Annotated in this window: 18 protein-coding genes and 1 riboswitch; of the genes, 5 read left to right on the top strand and 13 right to left on the bottom strand. The window is 33.9% G+C overall.

Annotated features, from left to right (window positions below):
- The 6 genes from RBB48_RS20765 to RBB48_RS20790 all read right to left on the bottom strand — a co-directional run bounded on the left by RBB48_RS20765 (window position 1) and on the right by RBB48_RS20790 (window position 6,516).
- Window positions 1-1,188 carry an SIS domain-containing protein gene (locus RBB48_RS20765; RefSeq protein ID WP_088608702.1) on the bottom strand — a complete coding sequence of 396 codons (1,188 nt, stop codon included), beginning with the start codon at window positions 1,186-1,188 and terminating at the stop codon, window positions 1-3.
- Window positions 1,189-1,265: 77 nt separating this feature from the next.
- A complete protein-coding gene (locus RBB48_RS20770) occupies window positions 1,266-1,985 on the bottom strand; it encodes a GntR family transcriptional regulator (RefSeq protein WP_088608703.1) in 720 nt (239 codons plus the stop codon).
- A 164-nt stretch (window positions 1,986-2,149) separates the two neighbouring features.
- Window positions 2,150-3,415 carry a Gfo/Idh/MocA family protein gene (locus tag RBB48_RS20775; protein ID WP_306008010.1) on the bottom strand — a complete coding sequence of 422 codons (1,266 nt, stop codon included), beginning with the start codon at window positions 3,413-3,415 and terminating at the stop codon, window positions 2,150-2,152.
- 26 nt (window positions 3,416-3,441) lie between these two features.
- Window positions 3,442-4,275: a carbohydrate ABC transporter permease gene (locus RBB48_RS20780; protein WP_033659821.1), complete on the bottom strand. Its 834-nt coding sequence runs from the start codon at window positions 4,273-4,275 to the stop codon at window positions 3,442-3,444.
- Complete coding sequence (locus RBB48_RS20785) at window positions 4,268-5,212, bottom strand: carbohydrate ABC transporter permease (RefSeq protein ID WP_000389888.1); 945 nt, start codon at window positions 5,210-5,212, stop codon at window positions 4,268-4,270. Before RBB48_RS20785 ends, RBB48_RS20780 begins: the two co-directional genes overlap by 8 nt.
- A 53-nt stretch (window positions 5,213-5,265) precedes the next feature.
- A complete protein-coding gene (locus RBB48_RS20790; protein WP_088608704.1) occupies window positions 5,266-6,516 on the bottom strand; it encodes an ABC transporter substrate-binding protein in 1,251 nt (416 codons plus the stop codon).
- Between the two features lie 511 nt (window positions 6,517-7,027).
- Between RBB48_RS20790 and RBB48_RS20795 the strand changes: the two genes are divergently transcribed.
- The 3 genes from RBB48_RS20795 (at window position 7,028) to RBB48_RS20805 (ending at window position 10,181) form a co-directional block, all read left to right on the top strand.
- Window positions 7,028-7,891, top strand: coding sequence for a PucR family transcriptional regulator (locus tag RBB48_RS20795; protein WP_016134130.1), 864 nt, complete (start codon window positions 7,028-7,030; stop codon window positions 7,889-7,891).
- Window positions 7,892-7,993: 102 nt separating this feature from the next.
- The gene (locus RBB48_RS20800) at window positions 7,994-9,097 is read left to right on the top strand and encodes an ABC transporter ATP-binding protein (RefSeq protein ID WP_000829430.1); all 1,104 of its coding nucleotides are present in this window, start codon (window positions 7,994-7,996) and stop codon (window positions 9,095-9,097) included.
- 619 nt (window positions 9,098-9,716) lie between these two features.
- Window positions 9,717-10,181 (top strand): hypothetical protein, encoded by a 465-nt coding sequence (locus RBB48_RS20805; RefSeq protein WP_088608705.1) that lies wholly within the window; start codon window positions 9,717-9,719, stop codon window positions 10,179-10,181.
- A gap of 19 nt (window positions 10,182-10,200) precedes the next feature.
- Here RBB48_RS20805 and RBB48_RS20810 read toward each other — a convergent pair whose 3' ends face one another.
- The 4 genes from RBB48_RS20810 to RBB48_RS20825 all read right to left on the bottom strand — a co-directional run bounded on the left by RBB48_RS20810 (window position 10,201) and on the right by RBB48_RS20825 (window position 14,828).
- Complete coding sequence (locus RBB48_RS20810; RefSeq protein WP_088608706.1) at window positions 10,201-10,479, bottom strand: hypothetical protein; 279 nt, start codon at window positions 10,477-10,479, stop codon at window positions 10,201-10,203.
- Between the two features lie 28 nt (window positions 10,480-10,507).
- Window positions 10,508-11,770 (bottom strand): MFS transporter, encoded by a 1,263-nt coding sequence (locus RBB48_RS20815; RefSeq protein ID WP_097889350.1) that lies wholly within the window; start codon window positions 11,768-11,770, stop codon window positions 10,508-10,510.
- Between the two features lie 145 nt (window positions 11,771-11,915).
- The gene (locus tag RBB48_RS20820; RefSeq protein ID WP_306008011.1) at window positions 11,916-13,328 is read right to left on the bottom strand and encodes an S-layer homology domain-containing protein; all 1,413 of its coding nucleotides are present in this window, start codon (window positions 13,326-13,328) and stop codon (window positions 11,916-11,918) included.
- Window positions 13,329-13,583: 255 nt separating this feature from the next.
- The gene (locus tag RBB48_RS20825) at window positions 13,584-14,828 is read right to left on the bottom strand and encodes an N-acetylmuramoyl-L-alanine amidase (RefSeq protein ID WP_088062968.1); all 1,245 of its coding nucleotides are present in this window, start codon (window positions 14,826-14,828) and stop codon (window positions 13,584-13,586) included.
- Between the two features lie 169 nt (window positions 14,829-14,997).
- Between RBB48_RS20825 and RBB48_RS20830 the strand changes: the two genes are divergently transcribed.
- Window positions 14,998-15,483, top strand: coding sequence for an 8-oxo-dGTP diphosphatase (locus tag RBB48_RS20830; RefSeq protein WP_306008012.1), 486 nt, complete (start codon window positions 14,998-15,000; stop codon window positions 15,481-15,483).
- A 28-nt stretch (window positions 15,484-15,511) separates the two neighbouring features.
- Here the strand turns inward: RBB48_RS20830 and RBB48_RS20835 are convergent, their stop codons facing one another.
- The 3 genes from RBB48_RS20835 to RBB48_RS20845 are packed head-to-tail and all read right to left on the bottom strand — an operon-like array spanning window position 15,512 to window position 18,666.
- Window positions 15,512-17,137 carry a YndJ family protein gene (locus RBB48_RS20835; RefSeq protein WP_306008013.1) on the bottom strand — a complete coding sequence of 542 codons (1,626 nt, stop codon included), beginning with the start codon at window positions 17,135-17,137 and terminating at the stop codon, window positions 15,512-15,514.
- Between the two features lie 5 nt (window positions 17,138-17,142).
- Complete coding sequence (locus RBB48_RS20840) at window positions 17,143-17,754, bottom strand: DUF4166 domain-containing protein (RefSeq protein WP_098856634.1); 612 nt, start codon at window positions 17,752-17,754, stop codon at window positions 17,143-17,145.
- A 3-nt stretch (window positions 17,755-17,757) separates the two neighbouring features.
- Window positions 17,758-18,666 (bottom strand): DoxX-like family protein, encoded by a 909-nt coding sequence (locus tag RBB48_RS20845; RefSeq protein ID WP_098856633.1) that lies wholly within the window; start codon window positions 18,664-18,666, stop codon window positions 17,758-17,760.
- A 191-nt stretch (window positions 18,667-18,857) separates the two neighbouring features.
- Window positions 18,858-19,044, top strand: a riboswitch (Lysine riboswitch).
- A 199-nt stretch (window positions 19,045-19,243) separates the two neighbouring features.
- On the opposite strand from RBB48_RS20845, the gene RBB48_RS20850 reads away from it, so the two are divergent.
- Entirely contained in the window at window positions 19,244-20,473 is a 1,230-nt protein-coding gene (locus RBB48_RS20850; protein WP_098856631.1) for an aspartate kinase, read from the top strand.
- Window positions 20,474-20,638 lie beyond the last annotated feature (165 nt).

The raw sequence follows: 20,638 nt of genomic DNA on the forward strand, positions 1-20,638 counted from the left end.
CTATTCCTTTCCTTTATAAGGATGTACTGTTACCCCTTGAACGATACGATTTACACTTCCACTTGGACAAGGGTTATCTGGAGTAATCCCTAATGCAATTGATTTATATAATGCTAAAATTTGTCCGTATAATATATAAATAAACGTAATATACATGTCATCTTTTAGATTTCGTCCTTCATTGCATAAAAACGTATTACAATGCCTCCTTGCTTCTTGATTATCTTGATGTGCTATAACAATAATCTCGCTCCTTTCTTTCTCTTGAAAAATCTCTTTTAATAAATCAAGATCATATTTTTTCGTATACTCATCATTAGATAAAAATAATACAACAACTGTATCCTTATCTAAAATTGATTTCGGTCCGTGCCTAAACCCAAGGGGGGTGTCAAACATAACTGGGATACGACCAGCAGTTAACTCTAGAAATTTTAAAGCAGCCTCTCGAGAAAGCCCTTCAAATACGCCTGATCCTAAAAATACAATTTTACGAAATTCTTTTTCTGCAATTCGTTGAATTTCCCGTTCTTGTTTTTCGATAACACCTTTTCCTAATCTTACAATTTCCATAATGCTAGGTTCTAAAAGATGGATATGATTATAGTTACATAACATAAGTGCAGTTAACATCATAGAGGTAAAGCTTCCTGTCATTGCGAATCCTTGATCATTTGCCTCCGGCGGCATATACATAACAAAAGCGTTCTCTTTATGTTGAAACTGCTTCGCTAAATTTCCTTCTTCATTACATGTTAAAATAATATGATAAACTGAACGAATAATTTGTTCTCCTAATTGTACTGCCGCTAAACTTTCTGGACTATTGCCAGAGCGAGCAAAAGATACTAAAATTGTTGGGATGTCTGGCTGAAGATAGTAATAAGGACTTGAAACTATATTTGTTGTGGGAATACTTTCAATATGCATTTTCTTTAAATTTGTTATTCTTTTTATATATGGAACAATTGTGTCTCCAACAAAAGCGGATGTCCCTGCACCAGTGAAAATAACTCTCACTTGTTCATGCTTTCTTGAAATACTTGAAAAGAAACCTATAATTTCATGATGCTTGCTTTGAAAATTTAAATATACTTGCTCCCAAAGATCTGGCTGTTGTGCAATCTCTTTCGTTGTAAAACATGCTCCATATATTTCTCTTATTTCATCATTTGCATGTAATAACATTTGAGAACCCCCTTAATATTAGTTCATATCTTATCACGTCATCATTACCAGTTGAATTACAATAAGTATAACCATACTTATTGTAATTCAACTGTGTAAGTAAATTTATCTCCTCTTGCAATGGTCTGCGTGTATTCGATTATATTTTCTTTCGCATATGCAATCCGTTCTAGAGATAAAGATGGTTCATTCTTTTCAACTTGTAGCCATGTTGCATGCTCTTTTTCTGCTGCAATCGCTTTGAAATTTTCCACCGCGCGCGTGATATGGACTTGATATTTTGTACGAAAAATCTCGTACATTGGTGTTTCTTCTAATTCTTTCTTCGTTAAATATGGAAAGAACTTTACAGGAATATAAGATGTTTCAAATAGCATCGGTTCTTTATCAGCTAACCTTAGTCTTGTAATTTGATATACCTCTTCTTCATGATTAAGATTCATAATTTTCGATATTTTTTTATCGCAATGAATTATGGAAAATGATACGACTGTTGATGATGGAACCTTTCCAAATTTTTTCATTTCTTCTGTGAAACTATAAAAACGAACAAGACTTTGATTAAATACACGAGGTGAGACAAAACTCCCTTTACCATGTTTTTTATAAATATATCCTTCTTTTTCCATTTCTTGCATTGTCTGTCTTACTGTCGTTCTACTTACATCATGAATCTCACATAGCTCGCGTTCTGATGGAAGCTTATCATGTTCTTGTAAATTCCCAGCTTCAATTTGCTCCACAATAATATCCATTAATTGGTAGTATAATGGTGTTCGATTATCTTTTGCAATCATGTTTTACTCCCTCATCTATAAAGTTGTTATAACCAGTTTATGGCTATTATATCGAATGAAAATAGGAATTACCATCACTTTCTCACATAGAAAGATAAGCTTATTCCAACTGTTAAAATTTACTTTAATCGTACATTTAATTTGTTCCTTTATATGCGCTCTTCTTATTTTGCTGGATTCATCGATTCTTGTAAGTCTGTCACATATTGCTTAAGATTTACTGTTTCACCCGTTATTCTTGATCTTTCAGCGGCAAAGGCAATCAAATGACTATTTGCCGAAATCATTGCAGACGTTAAACTTTCTGTTTTATTGCTTTTTACCTTTTCGATAAAATCAGTCATAATTGCATTATCTGCTCCCATATGTCCACCTTCTATTGTTTCTGGGTAAATCGTTTCAACCTCACCTGAAAAATATTTGACCTTCAATTCATTTAATACATCATGACCATGAATTTCACCATGTGTTCCCATAATTTTAAACGTACGGCAACACTCTTTCGTAAATGCAGACATTGTAAAAGCAACTGTTACATCATTATCAAATAGCAAATTTACCACTTGATGATCTACAACATCATTGTCACAATGGTACACACAACGCCCATAAGGTCCTTTTTTTAGTGCCTCCAGTCTATTTTCAATGCTTGTATCAATAGAAACTACATTCGCTGGCCATTCATCTCTCTCGTGTAAATACCATTTTAAAGCAGAATATTGGCAGTTTTCTTCAACTTCACAACCATCTGTACAACGTAACGTCGAACCCTTAGGTGCATGTTCGGATTTAAAATGAGTCAAACTTCCAAAAGATGAAATCTTTTCACACTCTGCATCCACAAGCCATTGTAGCACATCCATATCATGACAACATTTTTGCAAAATCATTGAACTTGATTCAGATTTATTACGCCAATTCCCTCTTACAAAACTATGCGCTTGATGCCAATGACCAACATTTTCATTCCATTGAATTGAAACGATGTCCCCTATCTTCTTTTGATCAACAATTTCTTTTAAAGTCCTATAAAACGGTGCATACCTTAATACGTGACATACTGTTAATAATGCGTTATATCTCGTGACAGCCTCTGCAATTTCCAATGTCTCTGTAGGGCTTGGTGACATTGGTTTTTCTAATAAAATTTTGTATCCCTTCTCAATCGCTTGCATAACAGGTTTATAATGAAACCGGTCGGGCGAACAAATAAGCAATACATCACAAAGCTTTTCTTTCGCTAATAACTCTTCCCATGTTTCAAATTGCATATCTTCCGAAACGCTATGCATTTCAGAGAATTTCCGTCTTTTTGCATTATCCAATTCTGCAACCGCAACAAAAGTTATCTCTGTTGGATGTTCTAACGCGTAAGAAGCATAAGCGTACATTCCACGACTTCCTGCCCCAATTAATGCCGCTGTAATCATTTATATCCTCTCCTATTCTATTATTCTTATTTTCCACCTGTAATTGTAATTCCTTCAATAAATTGTTTTTGTAAAAAAACAAACAATAACAACATTGGTAAAATCGCTAAAAATGATCCCGCCATTAGTACCGGATAGTTTGTTGCATATTGCCCTTGTAGTGAAGATAAACCAACTGACAATGTCATCATATCTGGTGAATTATTTACAATCATCGGCCACATCAATTCATTCCAAGACCAGAGTGTTGTAAATATACCAAGCGCAATTAAACCTGGTTTCGCAAGAGGCAGCATAACATACCAATAAATTTGGAAGTGATTGCAACCATCTAATCTTGCTGCTTCTTCTAGTTCCTTTGGAACGCCCATAAAAAACTGACGTAATAAAAAGGTACCAAATGCACTAAATAACCCAGGTACAATTACCGCTTGTAATGTATTCAACCAATCCAGTTTTACCATAATTAAATATTGTGGAAGCAAAAACACTTGAGCCGGAACCATTAGGACGGAAAGAGTTAGTAAAAACAGTACATTTCTACCTGGAAATTGTATTCTAGCAAAAGCATAAGCTGCTAATGAGCATAAAAACAACTGCCCGACCGTTCTAGCTATTGTAACAATTACAGTATTCATCATAAATTTAAAAAATGGTAATAAGTTGAATATTTCCGTATAGTTACTCCACATAAATTGAGATGGGATAATAACTGGTGAAACTTGAACAGATTCTGTATAAGTTTTTAGAGACGTTAATATCATCCAAATAAAAGGACCAATGGTTAATAAGGCACCTATGATAAGTATTGCATGAATCATAATTGTATTTTTATTGACTGCACCTACTCTTTTATTCATCATAATGCACCCACTTTTTCTGTAATATCATTTGAATCGCTGTAATGATTAATATAATAATTAATAATACAACTGCTATGGCTGCCGAATATCCTTTCTCATTTAAAATAAAGGCATTTTGATAAAATAAATAAACAATAGATTGTGTATTTTCAATTACATTACTTGTTCTACCAATCATCATAAAGATGAGATCGAATACTTGAAATGCTCCAATTAAAGACATAATCGTTACGAAGAAAATAACTGGCGATAAAAGTGGCAATGTAATCTTAAAGAAAATTGTAATTGGCCGGGCTCCATCCATAATTGCCGCTTCATAGTATGTTTTAGGGATGTTTTGGAGACCAGATAGAAAAATAACCATGTTATATCCTATCCCCCCCCAAATCGCAACTATAATAATTGAATATAATGCAATGTTAGGGTTGGTAAGCCAATTAGGACCATCAATTCCAAACCATGATAACATGTAATTGAGTAACCCATAGTCAGAATTATAGATCCATTTCCATACCATAGCGATTGCAGCAGGCATTGTAATAACAGGTAAAAAATATAATGTTCTATAAAGGGATTTCCCTTTAATGTTTTGATTTAATAGCACCGCTAATATGATGGATAAAAATATACCGATTGGAACAGTAAGCACGATATAAATAAATGTATTTTGAAAAGCCTTTCCTAAATCTTTATCAGTAAACATCTTTTTATAGTTTTCTAGTCCAATCCATTCATAGCTACCAAACGCATCCCACGCTGTAAAACTAAAATAAATATTTTGCACAATTGGCCACATATAAAAAATGAATAACCCTAACATAGTTGGGGCAATCATGACATATGCCCATATATAATCTAATTTCTTTTTCTTTTTATATTTTTTTTGTATATGTGTGTTTTTTTGCTCCACTACCTTTATTGATAGATCCTCCATCTCTTCACTCCTCCCATAATTTTTGATTTAAAGCAAGGAGAGGATCCCTCTCCTTATTTTTTAGAAAGAACTTCATTTGCTTTCTCTGTTAATTCTTTTGTTGCTTCTTCAACATTCAATTCTCCTCCCCATACCCTTTTTAATACTTTTGTTTCTTGCTCCCATAAAGCTCCTGTATTTTTCACACTCGGTAATGGGTAAGAATATTCAAGACCAGTGATATACGCTTGTAAATTCAAGTTTGGAACGGATTTAACCCACGCTTCTTGTGTTCCATTAAAAGCAGGAATGACTGTTCCAGTTTCTGCAAACACATCTGCTGCCTCTTTAGAACCTAAATATTTCACAAATTCCCAAGCTGCATCCGGATATTTTGTTTTCGCTGAGATGACATTTGCTAGACCATGAATCATAACAGCTCTTTCTTTCCCTTTTGGCATAACAGCAATATTTAAATCAGGATTTTTCTTATATTCTGGTACCATCCAAGGCCCGTCAAAAATCATCGCTACTTTACCTGATAAAAACAAATCAGATGCTGTTGTCTCTGTCATTTGAGCAAATGTTGGTGATAATCCTTCTTTAATAAAACTAATGTTATAATTAATTGCTTCAATTGCTTGTGGTTTATTAAATCCTACTGTTTTTTTATCTTTAGAAAGAACATACCCTTTATTTTGGTAAATGAGATCATAATAACCACCTTGATTTCCCATTGCTGCTGCAAATCCCCAAACACCTTTTTCCTTTTTCGTCAATTGCTTTGCAGCTTCTTTCATTTTCTCCCAATCCCATGAATCATCTGGATATGCTACTCCAGCTTCATCAAATAATTTTTTGTTATACCAAAGTGCCGTTGTATCAAAATCTTTTGGAATACCGTAAGTTTTATTATCTACTGTATATAAATCAACTAAAGATTTTGGGTAATTTTCCAATTTATAATTATCTTTTTTCGCTTTATCATCCAAAGGCATCAATACTTTTCCCGAAGCGTATTTCACGGCATTTGGTCCATTCATCCAAAATACATCCGGCAATGCATTTCCTGTTGCTGCCGTTTCAAGCTTCTGAAAGTACTGTCCGTACGCTGTTAATTCTATTTTCACTTTAATATTCGGATGTTTTTCATTAAACTGTTGAACCACTTTCTCCACTGCTGGTAGTTGTTTCTTATCCCAAAGTGCATACCGTAATTCTATTTTTTCATCTTTAGATGACGTGTTAACTTTTTCGCCACTGTTAGAACATCCTACTATTGCCAATAGCAATGTTGACAAAAAGAAAATAAACCACTTTTTCATCCCTTTTCCTCCTCTAGAAACAATCATCTATATAACAAAATCTTTACTTATGTTTCTTGTAACTCACTGACAACAAATTAAACTAATATAATCAACTTTACAAAAGATTTGGAGCACCTTGTAAATAAAGCGTTTACAAACGAATTTTATTCATTTATAAAAACAATGCTCTTCTCTCCCTTCCTATCAATTTTAGTAGACTTATGTCATTACCAGTTGAAGGAATAAACTATCATTGATATATTATTTATACATATACCAATTCGATCACGACATGATGTTGTCATTACCAGTTGAAGGGATAAACTATCATTGATATATTATTTATACATATACCAATTCGATCACGACATGATGTTGTCATTACCAGTTGTTATGAAGTATAACACTATCACTTTTTCCTCTGCAATATATTTTCTGAATTTTTTAAATTTTTATCGCGAACTATGTCAATCCATTATCCCTATAGCATTTGTTATTAATAAATAATATAAAGATAAGGAGTGTTCATATGATTCAACAATTAAAAAGATATTACGATAAAGATATAAAAATTAATGAGGCCATACTTTCTGAAGAGTACAGTTGGTTTTTGATTGATGGGAATAGAGTAGGAATTCGTAAATCTCGCTTACATAAACAAGAGTGTCAATTACTTTCATCCCTCTTAACTCCCCTCCATACTGACACATGCTATGAAACAGAAATAGAAAAGTATTGGTACGAAGCGTTATATCAGAGTAAAGATATTCAAATAACATCTGTACGCTTTTTACATTTCTTCACAACGCATCCTATAACGGAACGAGAAGAATTTCATAATGCTTTACATTCAATACTTGGTTTTGATAATCCTACAATATGGGAAACTTCACAAACTGGAGTCCTCATCTTAACAGAAAATATATCTGAATATAGATTGCAAACAGCCCTTGATACGCTGGAAACAGATTTTTTTATATCCTTATCCTTTTTTGTCGGCAGACACTACACCCATACCAATCAAATTTCTCACTTGTATCAATGGGAACGAAATTTATTTTCTTATCTTTCTCCCTATCTATCAAAGAAAATTACATACATTGAACAACTCCTTCCTTATCAATTAATGACCTTATTACCAAAAGAAAAGAGGGAAAAATATACAAATCATTTATTAGCACATGTTTTCAATGATAAAGAGCTAATAGAGAGTATTAAAGTATTCTTCCAATGTAATTTAAATGTATCACTTGCGGCCAAACAATTATATTTACACCGAAATACTTTACAGTATCGAATTGACAAATTTATTGAAAAAACAGGATTGAATATAAAAACATTTGAAGGTGCTGTAGCTGTCTATTTGGCTTTTCTTTCTTTGAACATCTCGTAATTTTGCATAAAAAAATTAACATTTTTTGTGCAACTTGCCAATTCACCTTACAATCAATAAACCTTATAATTCAGTTAATTATAAAAATAGGGGTGATGTATAATGGCCGAACTCGTATTAGATCATATTTTCAAATTATATGATAATAAAACAACTGCTGTTTCTGATTTTAATTTACATATTCAAGATAAAGAATTTATTGTATTTGTTGGTCCTTCTGGTTGTGGAAAATCAACTACTCTACGTATGATTGCAGGTTTAGAAGATATTTCTAATGGCTCATTTTATATTGATGGTAAACTTATGAATGATGTCGCTCCAAAAGATCGTGACATTGCAATGGTATTTCAAAATTATGCACTATACCCACATATGTCTGTTTACGATAATATGGCGTTTGGTTTAAAATTACGAAAACTACCAAAAGATGAAATTAATCATCGCGTAACTGAGGCGGCAAAAATATTAGGTCTTGAAGATTATTTAAAGCGAAAACCAAAAGCATTATCGGGTGGGCAGCGACAGCGTGTTGCATTAGGAAGAGCTATCGTTCGTGACGCAAAAGTATTCTTAATGGACGAGCCTCTATCCAATTTAGATGCTAAATTACGTGTAAGTATGCGTTCAGAAATTTCTAAGCTTCATCGTCGTTTAAACACAACTACTATATATGTAACACATGACCAAACGGAAGCAATGACAATGGCATCACGCCTTGTTGTGATGAAAGATGGTATCATCCAACAAGTTGGTACACCAAAAGAAGTCTATGATACTCCTGAGAATGTTTTTGTTGGCGGATTCATTGGTTCTCCGGCCATGAATTTTTTTACTGGAACATTAAAAGATAACTATTTTCATATAGAAAACATTCGTTTTAAAGTACCAGAAGGACAATTAAAAAAATTGCAGAAAAAGGGATACAACCAAAAAACACTTATACTCGGTATTCGTCCAGAAGACATTCACGATGAACCAATTGTCCTTCAATCTTCTCCCGATTCAACTGTCGAAATTAATATTGAAGTTGCTGAATTATTAGGTGCTGAGACTATGATACATGGAAAACTTGAAAATCAAAGTTTTGTCGCACGAATTAATGCTCGATCAGAACTGAAAGCTGGCGATAAGCTTTCAGTAGCCTTTAGTTTAACAAAAGCACATTTTTTTGATAGTGATACAGAAGTACGTATACGTAACAATTAAACAAGCTTAATTGGTTATCCTAAAGTCAGACGTACGAAAAAAGCTGTGTAGTATGGCCTCTACACAGCTTTTTCCTCTAATCCCCTAAATATATTGAATATACTATTTAACGTTCTAATGAGGGCATTCTACTCTCAAACATTTTGATGTCACTCATTTTATTTTCTCATTATATTCGCAGGGCTAAGGAGTGATTGTCCGTGTACTTAAAAACAAATGAACGCGATTAGTATCACATAACATTGCGATACTAACCATATCAAGCTCGTTACATATCCCTTCAACCAATACTTTGAAACACTCTTCTATAATCATTTATTTCGGAAAAATTAAACAAAAAACCTGAAGAAACTACCTATACTTTGGATACTTAAATTACCACGGACCTTACGATTTTTAGTAGCATTCCGGATCCAGCTTCCCTTTCATTCTATGCCTAAAGGCGATCGGCTTTCTTGTTGGGAAAAAGCTGTACTAACACTAAGTATAAGCGTAACAACTAAGGTAATGACTCCTAATCCGATATTCACAAAACAAACTCTTACATTATATGGTATACCCTTTCACAAAAAGAAAATAATAATAAATAAATCCGTTACAGAATGGGAGCTCTCTAAAAATGAAACGAAAAATATTTTCTCTCTTCGCACTAATCTGTTTAACACTACCAATACAAGCTAGTGCATACACATTTCAATCACTACCAATTGCATCAAAGTCAAAACAGTGGTATATCGAAATTGATAAATCCCATAACGCAAACAAGCAAGCAGTGCAGCCAAAACAAGGTGTATACGATACATATCGCTTACTCGTAAAAAACATCGGCAATGATGTGTCAAACGTAGCTGTAGAAATAGTTGATAACACCCCTACCTCTAAAGCTACTTTTAATCCTACTTTGCTAAATAGCAACGTTTCAAAAAATCAGACGAGCTTTGACTACATCGTATTCCCTTTAGATTTTAACAGCCACAATTTCAAAGTCGTCATCACTTGGGAAGAAAAGAATTTCTCTTACAACGGTCATCCGGTAAATGAAGGGAAACAAATGAAACAAACATTTGTATTTAATGAAGAGTAAGCCCTAATTTGATTCGGGCTTACTCTTCATTTACAAAACCAGATTGAATTGCTTCTGTCACTTCTTTTGTGATATCCAGTTTTGTTGCATCGGTGCTAATTTTCTTATGCCAAATATGTACGGAAGGCTTTTCGTTACAAAAATGTTTTATTAATACTAGTTGGTTATATGCTAGCTTATTTTCTCTATGGGTAGCAATATAGACTGTGAAATTTTTTGCTTCAAAGACCTTTTCCTGCAAAGTGTATTGGCTGTCCAATTCCTTTACTACTACATCGTTCAAGTTTTCTATAATCATATAAGTTATTCTCCTTCCCCTTATATCATCAATCAAATCGTCGAATACTTGGTACACATAATACTACTCCAATTGTTACAAGTACTAATATAGCTAGTGTTATAATCGTTATCTCACCACCTATGACAGTAGCTAACCATCCTACAACCACATAACCTAGTGGCAATAAAGCAAATGAACCTAGCATATCAAGGCTTGCCACTCTTCCAAATGCTTCTTCTGGCACAAGCTCTTGTAAACTTGTTTCCCAAATGAGTCCAAATATCATCATACCGAACCCTTCAATTGCCATTAATCCAATTAATGCAGGTGCCCAAGCAATAAACGGCATTATTAAAAGCGCACAACCACTTATTAATACACCACCATAGGCAAGTAATCCCCGCTTATGCCACCGTTCCCTCCCGCCAAATATTAGCGCGGCAATTACAGCTCCAACACCAGAAGATGCCATTCCTAATCCATACACGTATGCTTCAAAATGATGATGAACATTAAATAACCATGGAATTAATACGACGATAATTCCTGCATAACAAATATTGATGAAAGAAAAAACTAAAATTGTAATCCATAGCCACGGATGATTTTTTAAAACGAAAACACCTTCCATAAACTCTTGTTTGTAATCGATTTGTCTCTTTTCAATGGATTTTACTTTTTTAAACTTTATTTCTCTTAAAAATATTAAACATAAAAATGATAGCAAATATGTTACTGCATCCAGTCCAAATCCTATTCCAGCAGATGCAACTGACACAATCAATCCTCCAAGAGCCGGTCCAATTAGTCGTATACCTTGATTACTCATTTGCGTTAATGCATTAGCTGCATTTCGAATTTCCGGTACAAATACTTTCGCCCTTACAGCCGCATATGCTGGCTGAAATATCCCTTCCATAAGCCCATATAATGCTACGAGTGCGTATAGAAGTGGAATTGTTAAAACGTCCATAAATATAAGTGTCGCAAGTAAAAGCATTAATATACAGCGAATTATATCTGTAAATAACATTAATTTCACTCGATCAATTCGATCTACTACTAATCCAGCAAACGGTAACGCAAGAATATTAGGAAGCATATACATTGCCATAGTCATTCCCATTACAACTGTTGAACCAGTTAATGAATACACAACGACTGGCAAAATAACCATCGTTATCGAACTGCCTAAAGTCGAAAGTAATTGCCCAATCCATAAAAATTTAAAATGTGGTGACGCTTTAACTGGCAATAACAATTTACCGACATAACTTACATGTTTCTCTGTTCGTATTTCTCCTTGCATACTTCTCTCCTCTTTTCAAATTAAGTTAACACTAAATATAAAACAGAAAATTCAATCTTTAATACTTATAATTATATATGAAACTGTTAAATTATTGGTAAAAATAAAAAAGGTGTTTTCATAAATGAAAACACCTTTTTTTATATTATAATTTTAAGTTCTTCTTCAATGTCCAATATTTTTCTTGAGTATTTTCAAATGAAAATTCTACCCAACCGTTTGGATCTTCACGATATACAGTTACTTTCTTACCATTTTCTAATTTTCCAACTTCATTTTGTGTAATATTTGGTACACTCTTAATTGTATAACCAAATGGATATGGCACTTGATAGTAAGAACCTACTAATTGAACCGTAGCCGTTGCATCTTTTGCATAATCTTTATATGGGATGTCTTTTCCTAATGCCTCTACATTTAATGTATTAGGATTTTTCGGTAATCGTTTTACATTTTCATAATCTTTCTTGTTAAACGGTTTAATACGCTCCATAATATTAGCGATTTTGCCAGCCCATTCTTTATCTGTTGCATACTTTTCATTCATAGCAGGTAATGTGTAACCATTAAAATGATTAGCACCTTCTTCTAAGTAGTTCTTCCTTACATAATCAGCATTGTAAGAAATACTTTCCTTGTATGACGGTAAATATTTTGCATATGCAAATGGGTCACGGTCATATGCTCTTAAGCCAAATAAATTATGTTTACGATATGCAATTTCTGATTTACCGTACGCTGATTCTAAGATTGCATGTGCAGCTAAATATAGTGCGCTCACACCATACTCATTTTGTGCTTGAATAAAATCTTTACCAGTTCCAATAAGTGGACTATCCGAATGAGATTTTTTAATAAAATTATCAATCTCTAGTGCCGTTACGTTAGATGGCAAAGTTACGTCTAGATTAATATACGATGGCTGTTCAACAGGAACATCATTTTTAATTTTCATCGCTTTATATAATAATTGCGCATAGCTTTCACGTGTTAATATACCTGATGGATCAAATCCTCCAAGTCCATTTCCTACCGATACACCATTGGATTGCAATGCACTAATTGCTTCTTTTGCCCACCAGTGTGTTGCATCTATATCATTAAATGTATGTGGTGCTTTTACTTCTAATTTAAATGCTCTTTGCAAAATAACAGACATTTCAGCACGAGTTAATGATTCTTTCGGTCTAAACGTCCCTTTACCATCACCTATGAAAATCCCCATATCTGTTAATGCCAAAATTTCTTTTGGGAACATCGTCGTTCCTGCGCTAATATCAGAGTATGGATTTTTATAATCGCTTTTTAATTCTGGTTTTAATGCGCGATACATTAATGCTGCTACTTGCTCACGAGTTACAACATCTCCAAAGCCAAATTTACCATTATCGTAACCTGCAATAACCCCTTTTGACGTTAAATCAGTAATCGCTTCAAGTGCCCAATGATTTTTCGGAACGTCTGGAAATTCTTTTATAGATGCAAACGAAGTTGCTGGAGCCAGTACTACTTGAAGTGCGACTGTCACTGCTAACACATTAGAAATAACTTTTTTCATAAATTGTTTAACACGTTTTCTATATGCTTATACCGTGTTAACTTGCCTCCCTTTATCGTATAATTTTCCCTATTAAACTAACAAACTCTTAATTAGTCAACAGTAAAAGTATACGTGATAAAAATAAACTAATCTACCATTATTTTATTCATAATCAGCATAATACGATATATCTTTCTATTTCGATATAAAATTACAAAAACTTACATAAAAAGCCCACCTCTATATAGACGATGGACTTAACAATCAACATTGTTATTTCGTTAAACGAGATTTTGAAACATCAAAACCTTTCCACTCATAATAATCTAAAATACCCGCATAAATTGCCTCAGCAGCTATTTGTCTTCCAGATTCTGAAGCTAACTTCTCATAATCCGCGCTGTTATCTAAAAATGCTAGCTCCGTTAGTACTGCTGGCATCTCATTTTCTCTTAGTACATAAAAGTCTTCTGGTTTCACACCACGATCTCTTGTATCTAGAGCTTTAACTAATCGCTTTTGTATTTTATCAGCTAACATATAACTATCTTTTTCACGCTCAGTTAATTCTTTCTTTTCAGATCCTTTATAATAAAAAGTTTCTGTGCCATGTCCATCATGTTTTTGAGAAGCATTTGCATGGATACTTACAAAAATATCTCCATTATGTTCTTTCGCGAAATCCACACGATTTTTAAGGTCTTCTCCTTGTTTTTCACCAAGACGAATATCTGTTTCACGTGTTAACATCACACGGAATGGAGTATGTTTCTCTATTAAACTTTGTAATCTTTTAGATGTATCTAATACAATATCACTCTCATGTAATCCTTGTGTTGCTTTCCCAGGATCTGTTCCTCCATGACCTGGATCAATAATAATCATCTGTTCTACTAAAGGATTGCCTATTTTAAGTGAATCAGCCTTTGCAATAAACTGTGCTGCTTCTGCTTTCGTTACAGTTTTCTTAGGCTCCCACTTCTCACCAGTACCAAGAGAGATACCTAATTCAACTAGGATGTTCGCTTTTTCTTTACCCCAATTTAATGTTTCTAAATCTTTGAATTTAGTTGCTGGAGTACCATTTACTTTAGAATCTAATTTGTAAGCTTCTACAAGAAGAGAGGCCATTGAAACTCGGTCAATTTTCCCAGTTGGGTCAAAGACGCCTGGGCCTTTCCCTTTAACAACACCAGCTTTTTCTACAGCTGCGATGAATGGAGTGTACCAATCGTTTTGAGAATCACCGAAAGATGGTTTAGCATTTTTATCGATTGGTAAGTTTAAGATTTTAGCCATCATTGTAGCTGCTTCGGCACGAGTGATTTCTTTTCCAGGCTCGAACATTCCTTTATCGTTACCTGTAACTGCACCTTTCTCTACTAAATAGTAAATAGAATCTTCTGCCCAATGTTTAGCTATGACATCTGGAAATTTTTTTGTTTGTGCGAAACTACTAGATGAATAAGATAATATACTAGCTGCGATTAATCCTGCTGCGATTATTCTATTTTTCATAGAATATATTCCCCTCTCAAGTACAATGTTTTTATGTAACAGACTCATTATAGTTCTGAAAATTAGTAATAGTCAATTGTAATTTGTATAATTTTGTATTATTATTGTATTTTTTGTCATATTTAACTATAATTAAAAACTATACGGTTTTATAAGAGGAGAGATTCATATGAGCAACAATTGGAAAGATATAGAACACCGTATGTATACAATGTGTATGATTCAGCGGAATAACGAAGTATTGCTAATACAGCGCCCCGATCATCTAGGATTCCCTGGTTACATCGCTCCTGGCGGAAAAGTAAATTTCCCAGAAAGTATCGTTCACGCTACTAAACGAGAAGTAAAAGAAGAAACTGGATTACTTGTTTCAAATTTAACTTTTAAGGGATTAGATGAATACGTAAATCCGAAAGAAAACGTTCGATATATGGTATTTAATTATTGGACAGACTCATTTGAAGGTGAACTTCTTATGAATCCTCCTGAGGGCGAATTATTATGGGTGCCAATTGATACAGCATTAAATCTTCCTATGCAAGATTGGTTTAAAGAGAGATTCCCATTATTTTTTGAAAAAGGTACGTTTGAAATTCAACGTGTTTGGGACCGAGACTTAGATAAACAAGTTGCTATGACAATTACGCATACGTAAAAAAGCTTGGAATCTCTCCAAGCTTTTCTTACTTCTCCTCTATTTTCTTAATTTCATAATCAATTTCTAAAAACTTAACTCCAAATATCCACATTCTATGATTAGCTTCTAGTATATGATCCGTGCGCTCTTTTATAATAAAAGTCTCTGCTAACGGTAAACGTATTGTAAAGAAACGAGTATGCAAATAAATCCCCTCATCTCCCTTACCATTGCTTCTCAGCTTACTAGTAATGATTAAATCATTACTCTTATTACATAATTTCAAAATCCCTGTCATATTCGAATATGGTAAAGGTAATGTAATATTCATATATGTCTCGTTCATATATGTATGCTTTGAGTAAAGAGCTACAAAAATAGATTCTCCTGCTTCATTTTTTCTTAGCCAAGCCCTTACATTCTCCCTTCCATCTTTCTCATCTATTATCCCAACGATAGAGCCATGCATCGTTTCCCACTTACCGCCCATTCCTAAATGTATTTGTCCTACACACTTACTCATTTTCTCATAGCAAAATGCAACTGGACGAAACCAACGAGCCCACTTAATATGCGATTGTAACTCATACTCTTTTGTATTTTCATAAAAACGAGTAATACTTAAAGGAATCTTTGCCATGTCAAATCCCTCACTATGAAAATCGTTCATATTATCAACTAAACCTTTGTATTCCTTGCTATCTATTAAATTTCTGTTATGTAAAAATGCTTCTCCAACTGTCACATTTCCTCTTAACCTACTCATTGGTTTCCCGTAATATTTATAATTTGGAGCACTCTTTTCAATCAACCAGCCGACAAATGCTGGTAACGCTACTCCAATTCCATTGACAACACCGTGAATCCAAACCATTTGAGCAATTGTAATCGTCATTACATGTTTCAAATTCCCATACGAATATATAAGTGAAAACATAATTGTTACCATGAGTGTGCTAGACGATATGATTAGGAGAATCTTTGCACTAATATCATTAAATTTCGTGCGCCAAACATACATCCCATAACCATAAATCGCGCATAAATATAGGAACACTGCAAAAAATTCAAATATCCTTGAGTACGTAATCCCTATTGCAACTGTCATAGGTGAAATGACGATGACAAACATAATAGCATCATATACTTTACTTCTCTTTTCTCTTTTCCTCCCAATTAAACCAGCTGATAACGGCAATAGAAATGCCGAATAATGAAAGTGTGCAGCTGTAAGCAAAACAATGTCGGAACTAAAGTGCATAATGGAAAGCTTTGCTACAGAAGCAAAAAACCAGAAACCACCTAAAAACAAATACATAAACGCACTATCGATAGCTGTCTCCTCTAACGGTTTCCATCCTCTTTCTAGCACTCTACTTACACCGAATAACGCAACGATTCCTGTATATACAAACCAAAGTAATGCAAAGAAATAGTGATTTGTTACGAAAGCTAACATTGCACTAATTGCTGCGATTGGATATAAAAGCGATACTAGTTTATAAAAGGATACATATGATCCACTTCTTGTCTTTTTATCAAGAATGCAAAATGACATCGGTATAAATAACAAAATAGATAATAAAATAATTGCTTCAACTGGGTTTACATTTGTCCACTCACATATTAGAAAAACAATATAACAAGCAAGCCCAACTATTATATTTTTCATATCATTTATTTCCTCTCCACAAATGTTCCCTTATATGAAAATAATGAACCGATTAACGGATTGCGTACTTGTACATGAATTCGAAAGCATTGTCGTGTTTCATCATAACTTTCTACAATGTTGGCCTCTCCGTATAAGAATCTAGGTAACGGGACTTTTCTGCCAAACATGTAAAACCATTGTTTCTTTGAGGAAATATGCATTGCCCCCACCTCATCAATATGAAAATTCAATGTAGAAACAAGTATGTGTGGTTCACCAAAACAATCTACAATTTCATTATTCTCTTCATCCAACTGCATAACGGCGTTAAAATATCTTTTCTTATTGTGAAAATAAAAAGTACGATTCCACCGCACAAGTTCATGTCCATGTTCATCCCGCTCAGCGGTATTATGTATTGTAAATGGCACTTCCTTCCCCCGCTCAGAGAAAAACATACGGAACTTTGATGCAATTTTTAATATGAATTTTACGAAAAAAGAACCACCATAAATCTCATCCATCTTTCCTTCTCCAGTAAAACTATTTTCTTCTGTAATTTCATAGCGTTTCTGTAATTTTGGATGAAGCTTTTTATAAGAATCCCCTAATAGTCTTTCATACATATTAACCATACATTATCCCTTTCTCTTCCTCTTGCATTTTTTTGCACTTGGCAAATTCGCGCTATTTATATAACCGACAATTGATAATCCCATGAGTAGAACGTTTAATGTAATTGGATTAAACGGCTCTGTAAAGCTTGCAATATTCGTAAGCCCTGCCGCTATCGTTAAGGCTATTAACATAAAAATATGTACGATAAATACTTTTCGTTTTGGAAATGGCAACAGCCATAGGACACCAAAAATAATTTCTAGTAATCCAATTATTTTAAGTACAAAAATACTATGTTCCGTTGAACCAATTATCACAGATAACATCTTTACTTCTTCTGAATGGGTAAACATTAGTTTCGGCACTATTCCTTGATATATCCATACAAAAGCAAATAAAAAACATACGAGCCAATATGTCATTGTTCTTCTAATTAGTAACCTAGGGTGCAATCCCTTTTCTAACCATAATTTTAAAGCATCAAAGCTCCAAGCAGTCGCCCAGCCTAATAACGGCCGAAACATATAAAAATCTATTACGTTCCCTATACGACCAAACCTCGTATCATAATCATATTGCGTCTCAAAATGAATGTGTTCTTTACGAGGGGTATACTTCCAATAACCACGCCCTGTTTGAATAAGAGATAATCTATTATCCGTCCAAAATTTTAAAGAAGAAATACGTTCTCCCGTTTCTTTTCTTATTTCACCTATCGATTCTCCTTCCCCAGCTATTTCAAGTCCAAATCCGATCTTTGTTTTATATAAAAACTTCTGTGGTTCTCCTTCTTTTTTCTCTAAATATGAAATTTCAGTAAAGCGAGCATCCCATTCTGTATGTATATGTGGTTCTTGCGTGTATTCCCATAATTTCTCCATTGTTGTGTTCATTTCTGCCGAAACATAAATAGGCTTTTTCCCCTTCATTCTTCCACCTCCAATGCACTATAATTTTAATGTACATGCAATGAATTTATTTTGCTACATTTTTCACAAACTTTCTCAGAAATAGAAATAATTTTTAAAATATATATAAAACACTTGATTCCCCGAAAAATTTAAATTATTATAAAACAAATGTTACCAACAACTTCATAAATCAAACACTCTCGCCTAAAACGTGAGATAGAGGTTGCGATACTTATGAGTATTCTAATGGAGACACAGAGATGTCTATGAAATTAGATGAAAGGAAGTATTGCCGAAATCGATACATTTCTCTGCATTTATCGATTGGGGCTGTTTTCGAATAGAAACAGAACTGTCATATGTACAGACGTGTATGTATGAAGAGCTATCTACAAAAAAGAGATATCATTTTTATGGTATTCCTTTTTTGGCGGTTTTTTTATTAGCTCCGTTTTCTGTTTCCCTTTTCCTGTAACAGCACCATCCTCACTTATTTGAGATGGTGTTTTTTGTTTTTTCTCTGGTAACTACAGAATATTGGGATCTATATATGTCCTAATCTATTCTTAAAAATGGATGAAAGAAGGAATTCGTAATGGAAACGATTGTACAAAAATTTGGTGGCACTTCTGTTGGAAGCGTTGAGCGCATTCAACATGTAGCAAATTTAATTATTGAAGAATATGAACGAGGACATAGCATCGTCTCTGTCGTTTCAGCAATGGGAAAAAGCACAGATGAACTCGTAGCACTTGCTGACGCGATTTCAGAAAATCCGAGTAAACGCGAAATGGATATGCTTCTATCAACAGGAGAGCAAGTTACTATTTCATTATTAACGATGGCACTACAAGCAAAAGGTTATAACGCGATTTCATTAACAGGATGGCAAGCTGGTATTACGACAGAATCTGTACATAGTAGTGCACGGATTACTGACATTCATACAGATCGAATTCAATCTTATCTTACTGAAGGTACGATTGTTATTGTAGCTGGCTTCCAAGGAGCCAGTAAAGAACATGAAATTACAACGCTTGGACGTGGTGGTTCTGATACAACTGCTGTTGCATTAGCTGCTGCACTGAAAGCAAAAAAATGTGATATTTACACGGATGTGACCGGTGTATATACGACGGACCCACGAGTTGTAAAAGATGCTTATAAAATAGATGAAATTTCTTATGACGAAATGCTAGAACTAGCAAACCTCGGTGCTGGTGTATTACACCCGCGTGCTGTTGAGTTTGCTAAAAATCATAATGTCATGTTAGAAGTTCGCTCAAGTATGGAACAAGAAAACGGAACAATTGTAAAAGGAGAATGTAACATGGAACAACAATCAATCGTTAAAGGTATTGCATTTGAAGATAATATTACACGCGTCACAATGAAAGGATTGGAACAAGGTGCACTTTCAACAGTTTTCTCTACATTAGCAGCGGCACATATTAATGTAGATATCATCATCCAAAGTATTACAAATGAAGGAACTGTTCACCTCTCCTTCTCAATCCATTCTAATGATTTAAAAGAAACATTAGAGGTATTAGAACAAAATCAAGAAACACTTCACTATGAATCTGTAGAATATGAAAATCATTTAGCAAAAGTATCAATTGTAGGATCTGGTATGGTCTCTAATCCTGGTGTTGCTGCGAATATGTTCACTACTTTAAAAGAAGAAAATATTCATATTAAAATGGTAAGTACATCAGAAATTAAAGTGTCTGTCGTTATTGACCGCCTTCATTTAGTAACAGGTGTCGAGGCGCTACATCAATCATTTATGGCAAAAATTGAGCCTTTAGTGCAGATGAGTTAATTTCCACCAGTAAAACTTAAAATAAATTATATAAATCTATTTCCTTCCTATATTAATAGCAATAGGGTCGGAATATTTTGCGGGCAAGTCGAAGTTATATTATCGAATAGAAACTACATTATTGAATTCTTAAAATGATAGCATTCTCGAAATAAAGTTCGCGCA

This window comes from Bacillus sp. MMSF_3353 (assembly GCF_030733445.1).
Taxonomy (GTDB): Bacteria; Bacillota; Bacilli; order Bacillales; family Bacillaceae_G; genus Bacillus_A; species Bacillus_A wiedmannii.

Coding starts and splice junctions, on each gene's coding strand:
- RBB48_RS20765 (WP_088608702.1), bottom strand. CDS start 1,188: ATGTTATTACATGCAAATGATGAAATAAGAGAAATATATGGAGCATGT.
- RBB48_RS20770 (WP_088608703.1), bottom strand. CDS start 1,985: ATGATTGCAAAAGATAATCGAACACCATTATACTACCAATTAATGGAT.
- RBB48_RS20775 (WP_306008010.1), bottom strand. CDS start 3,415: ATGATTACAGCGGCATTAATTGGGGCAGGAAGTCGTGGAATGTACGCT.
- RBB48_RS20780 (WP_033659821.1), bottom strand. CDS start 4,275: ATGAATAAAAGAGTAGGTGCAGTCAATAAAAATACAATTATGATTCAT.
- RBB48_RS20785 (WP_000389888.1), bottom strand. CDS start 5,212: ATGGAGGATCTATCAATAAAGGTAGTGGAGCAAAAAAACACACATATA.
- RBB48_RS20790 (WP_088608704.1), bottom strand. CDS start 6,516: ATGAAAAAGTGGTTTATTTTCTTTTTGTCAACATTGCTATTGGCAATA.
- RBB48_RS20795 (WP_016134130.1), top strand. CDS start 7,028: ATGATTCAACAATTAAAAAGATATTACGATAAAGATATAAAAATTAAT.
- RBB48_RS20800 (WP_000829430.1), top strand. CDS start 7,994: ATGGCCGAACTCGTATTAGATCATATTTTCAAATTATATGATAATAAA.
- RBB48_RS20805 (WP_088608705.1), top strand. CDS start 9,717: ATGAAACGAAAAATATTTTCTCTCTTCGCACTAATCTGTTTAACACTA.
- RBB48_RS20810 (WP_088608706.1), bottom strand. CDS start 10,479: ATGATTATAGAAAACTTGAACGATGTAGTAGTAAAGGAATTGGACAGC.
- RBB48_RS20815 (WP_097889350.1), bottom strand. CDS start 11,770: ATGCAAGGAGAAATACGAACAGAGAAACATGTAAGTTATGTCGGTAAA.
- RBB48_RS20820 (WP_306008011.1), bottom strand. CDS start 13,328: ATGAAAAAAGTTATTTCTAATGTGTTAGCAGTGACAGTCGCACTTCAA.
- RBB48_RS20825 (WP_088062968.1), bottom strand. CDS start 14,828: ATGAAAAATAGAATAATCGCAGCAGGATTAATCGCAGCTAGTATATTA.
- RBB48_RS20830 (WP_306008012.1), top strand. CDS start 14,998: ATGAGCAACAATTGGAAAGATATAGAACACCGTATGTATACAATGTGT.
- RBB48_RS20835 (WP_306008013.1), bottom strand. CDS start 17,137: ATGAAAAATATAATAGTTGGGCTTGCTTGTTATATTGTTTTTCTAATA.
- RBB48_RS20840 (WP_098856634.1), bottom strand. CDS start 17,754: ATGGTTAATATGTATGAAAGACTATTAGGGGATTCTTATAAAAAGCTT.
- RBB48_RS20845 (WP_098856633.1), bottom strand. CDS start 18,666: ATGAAGGGGAAAAAGCCTATTTATGTTTCGGCAGAAATGAACACAACA.
- RBB48_RS20850 (WP_098856631.1), top strand. CDS start 19,244: ATGGAAACGATTGTACAAAAATTTGGTGGCACTTCTGTTGGAAGCGTT.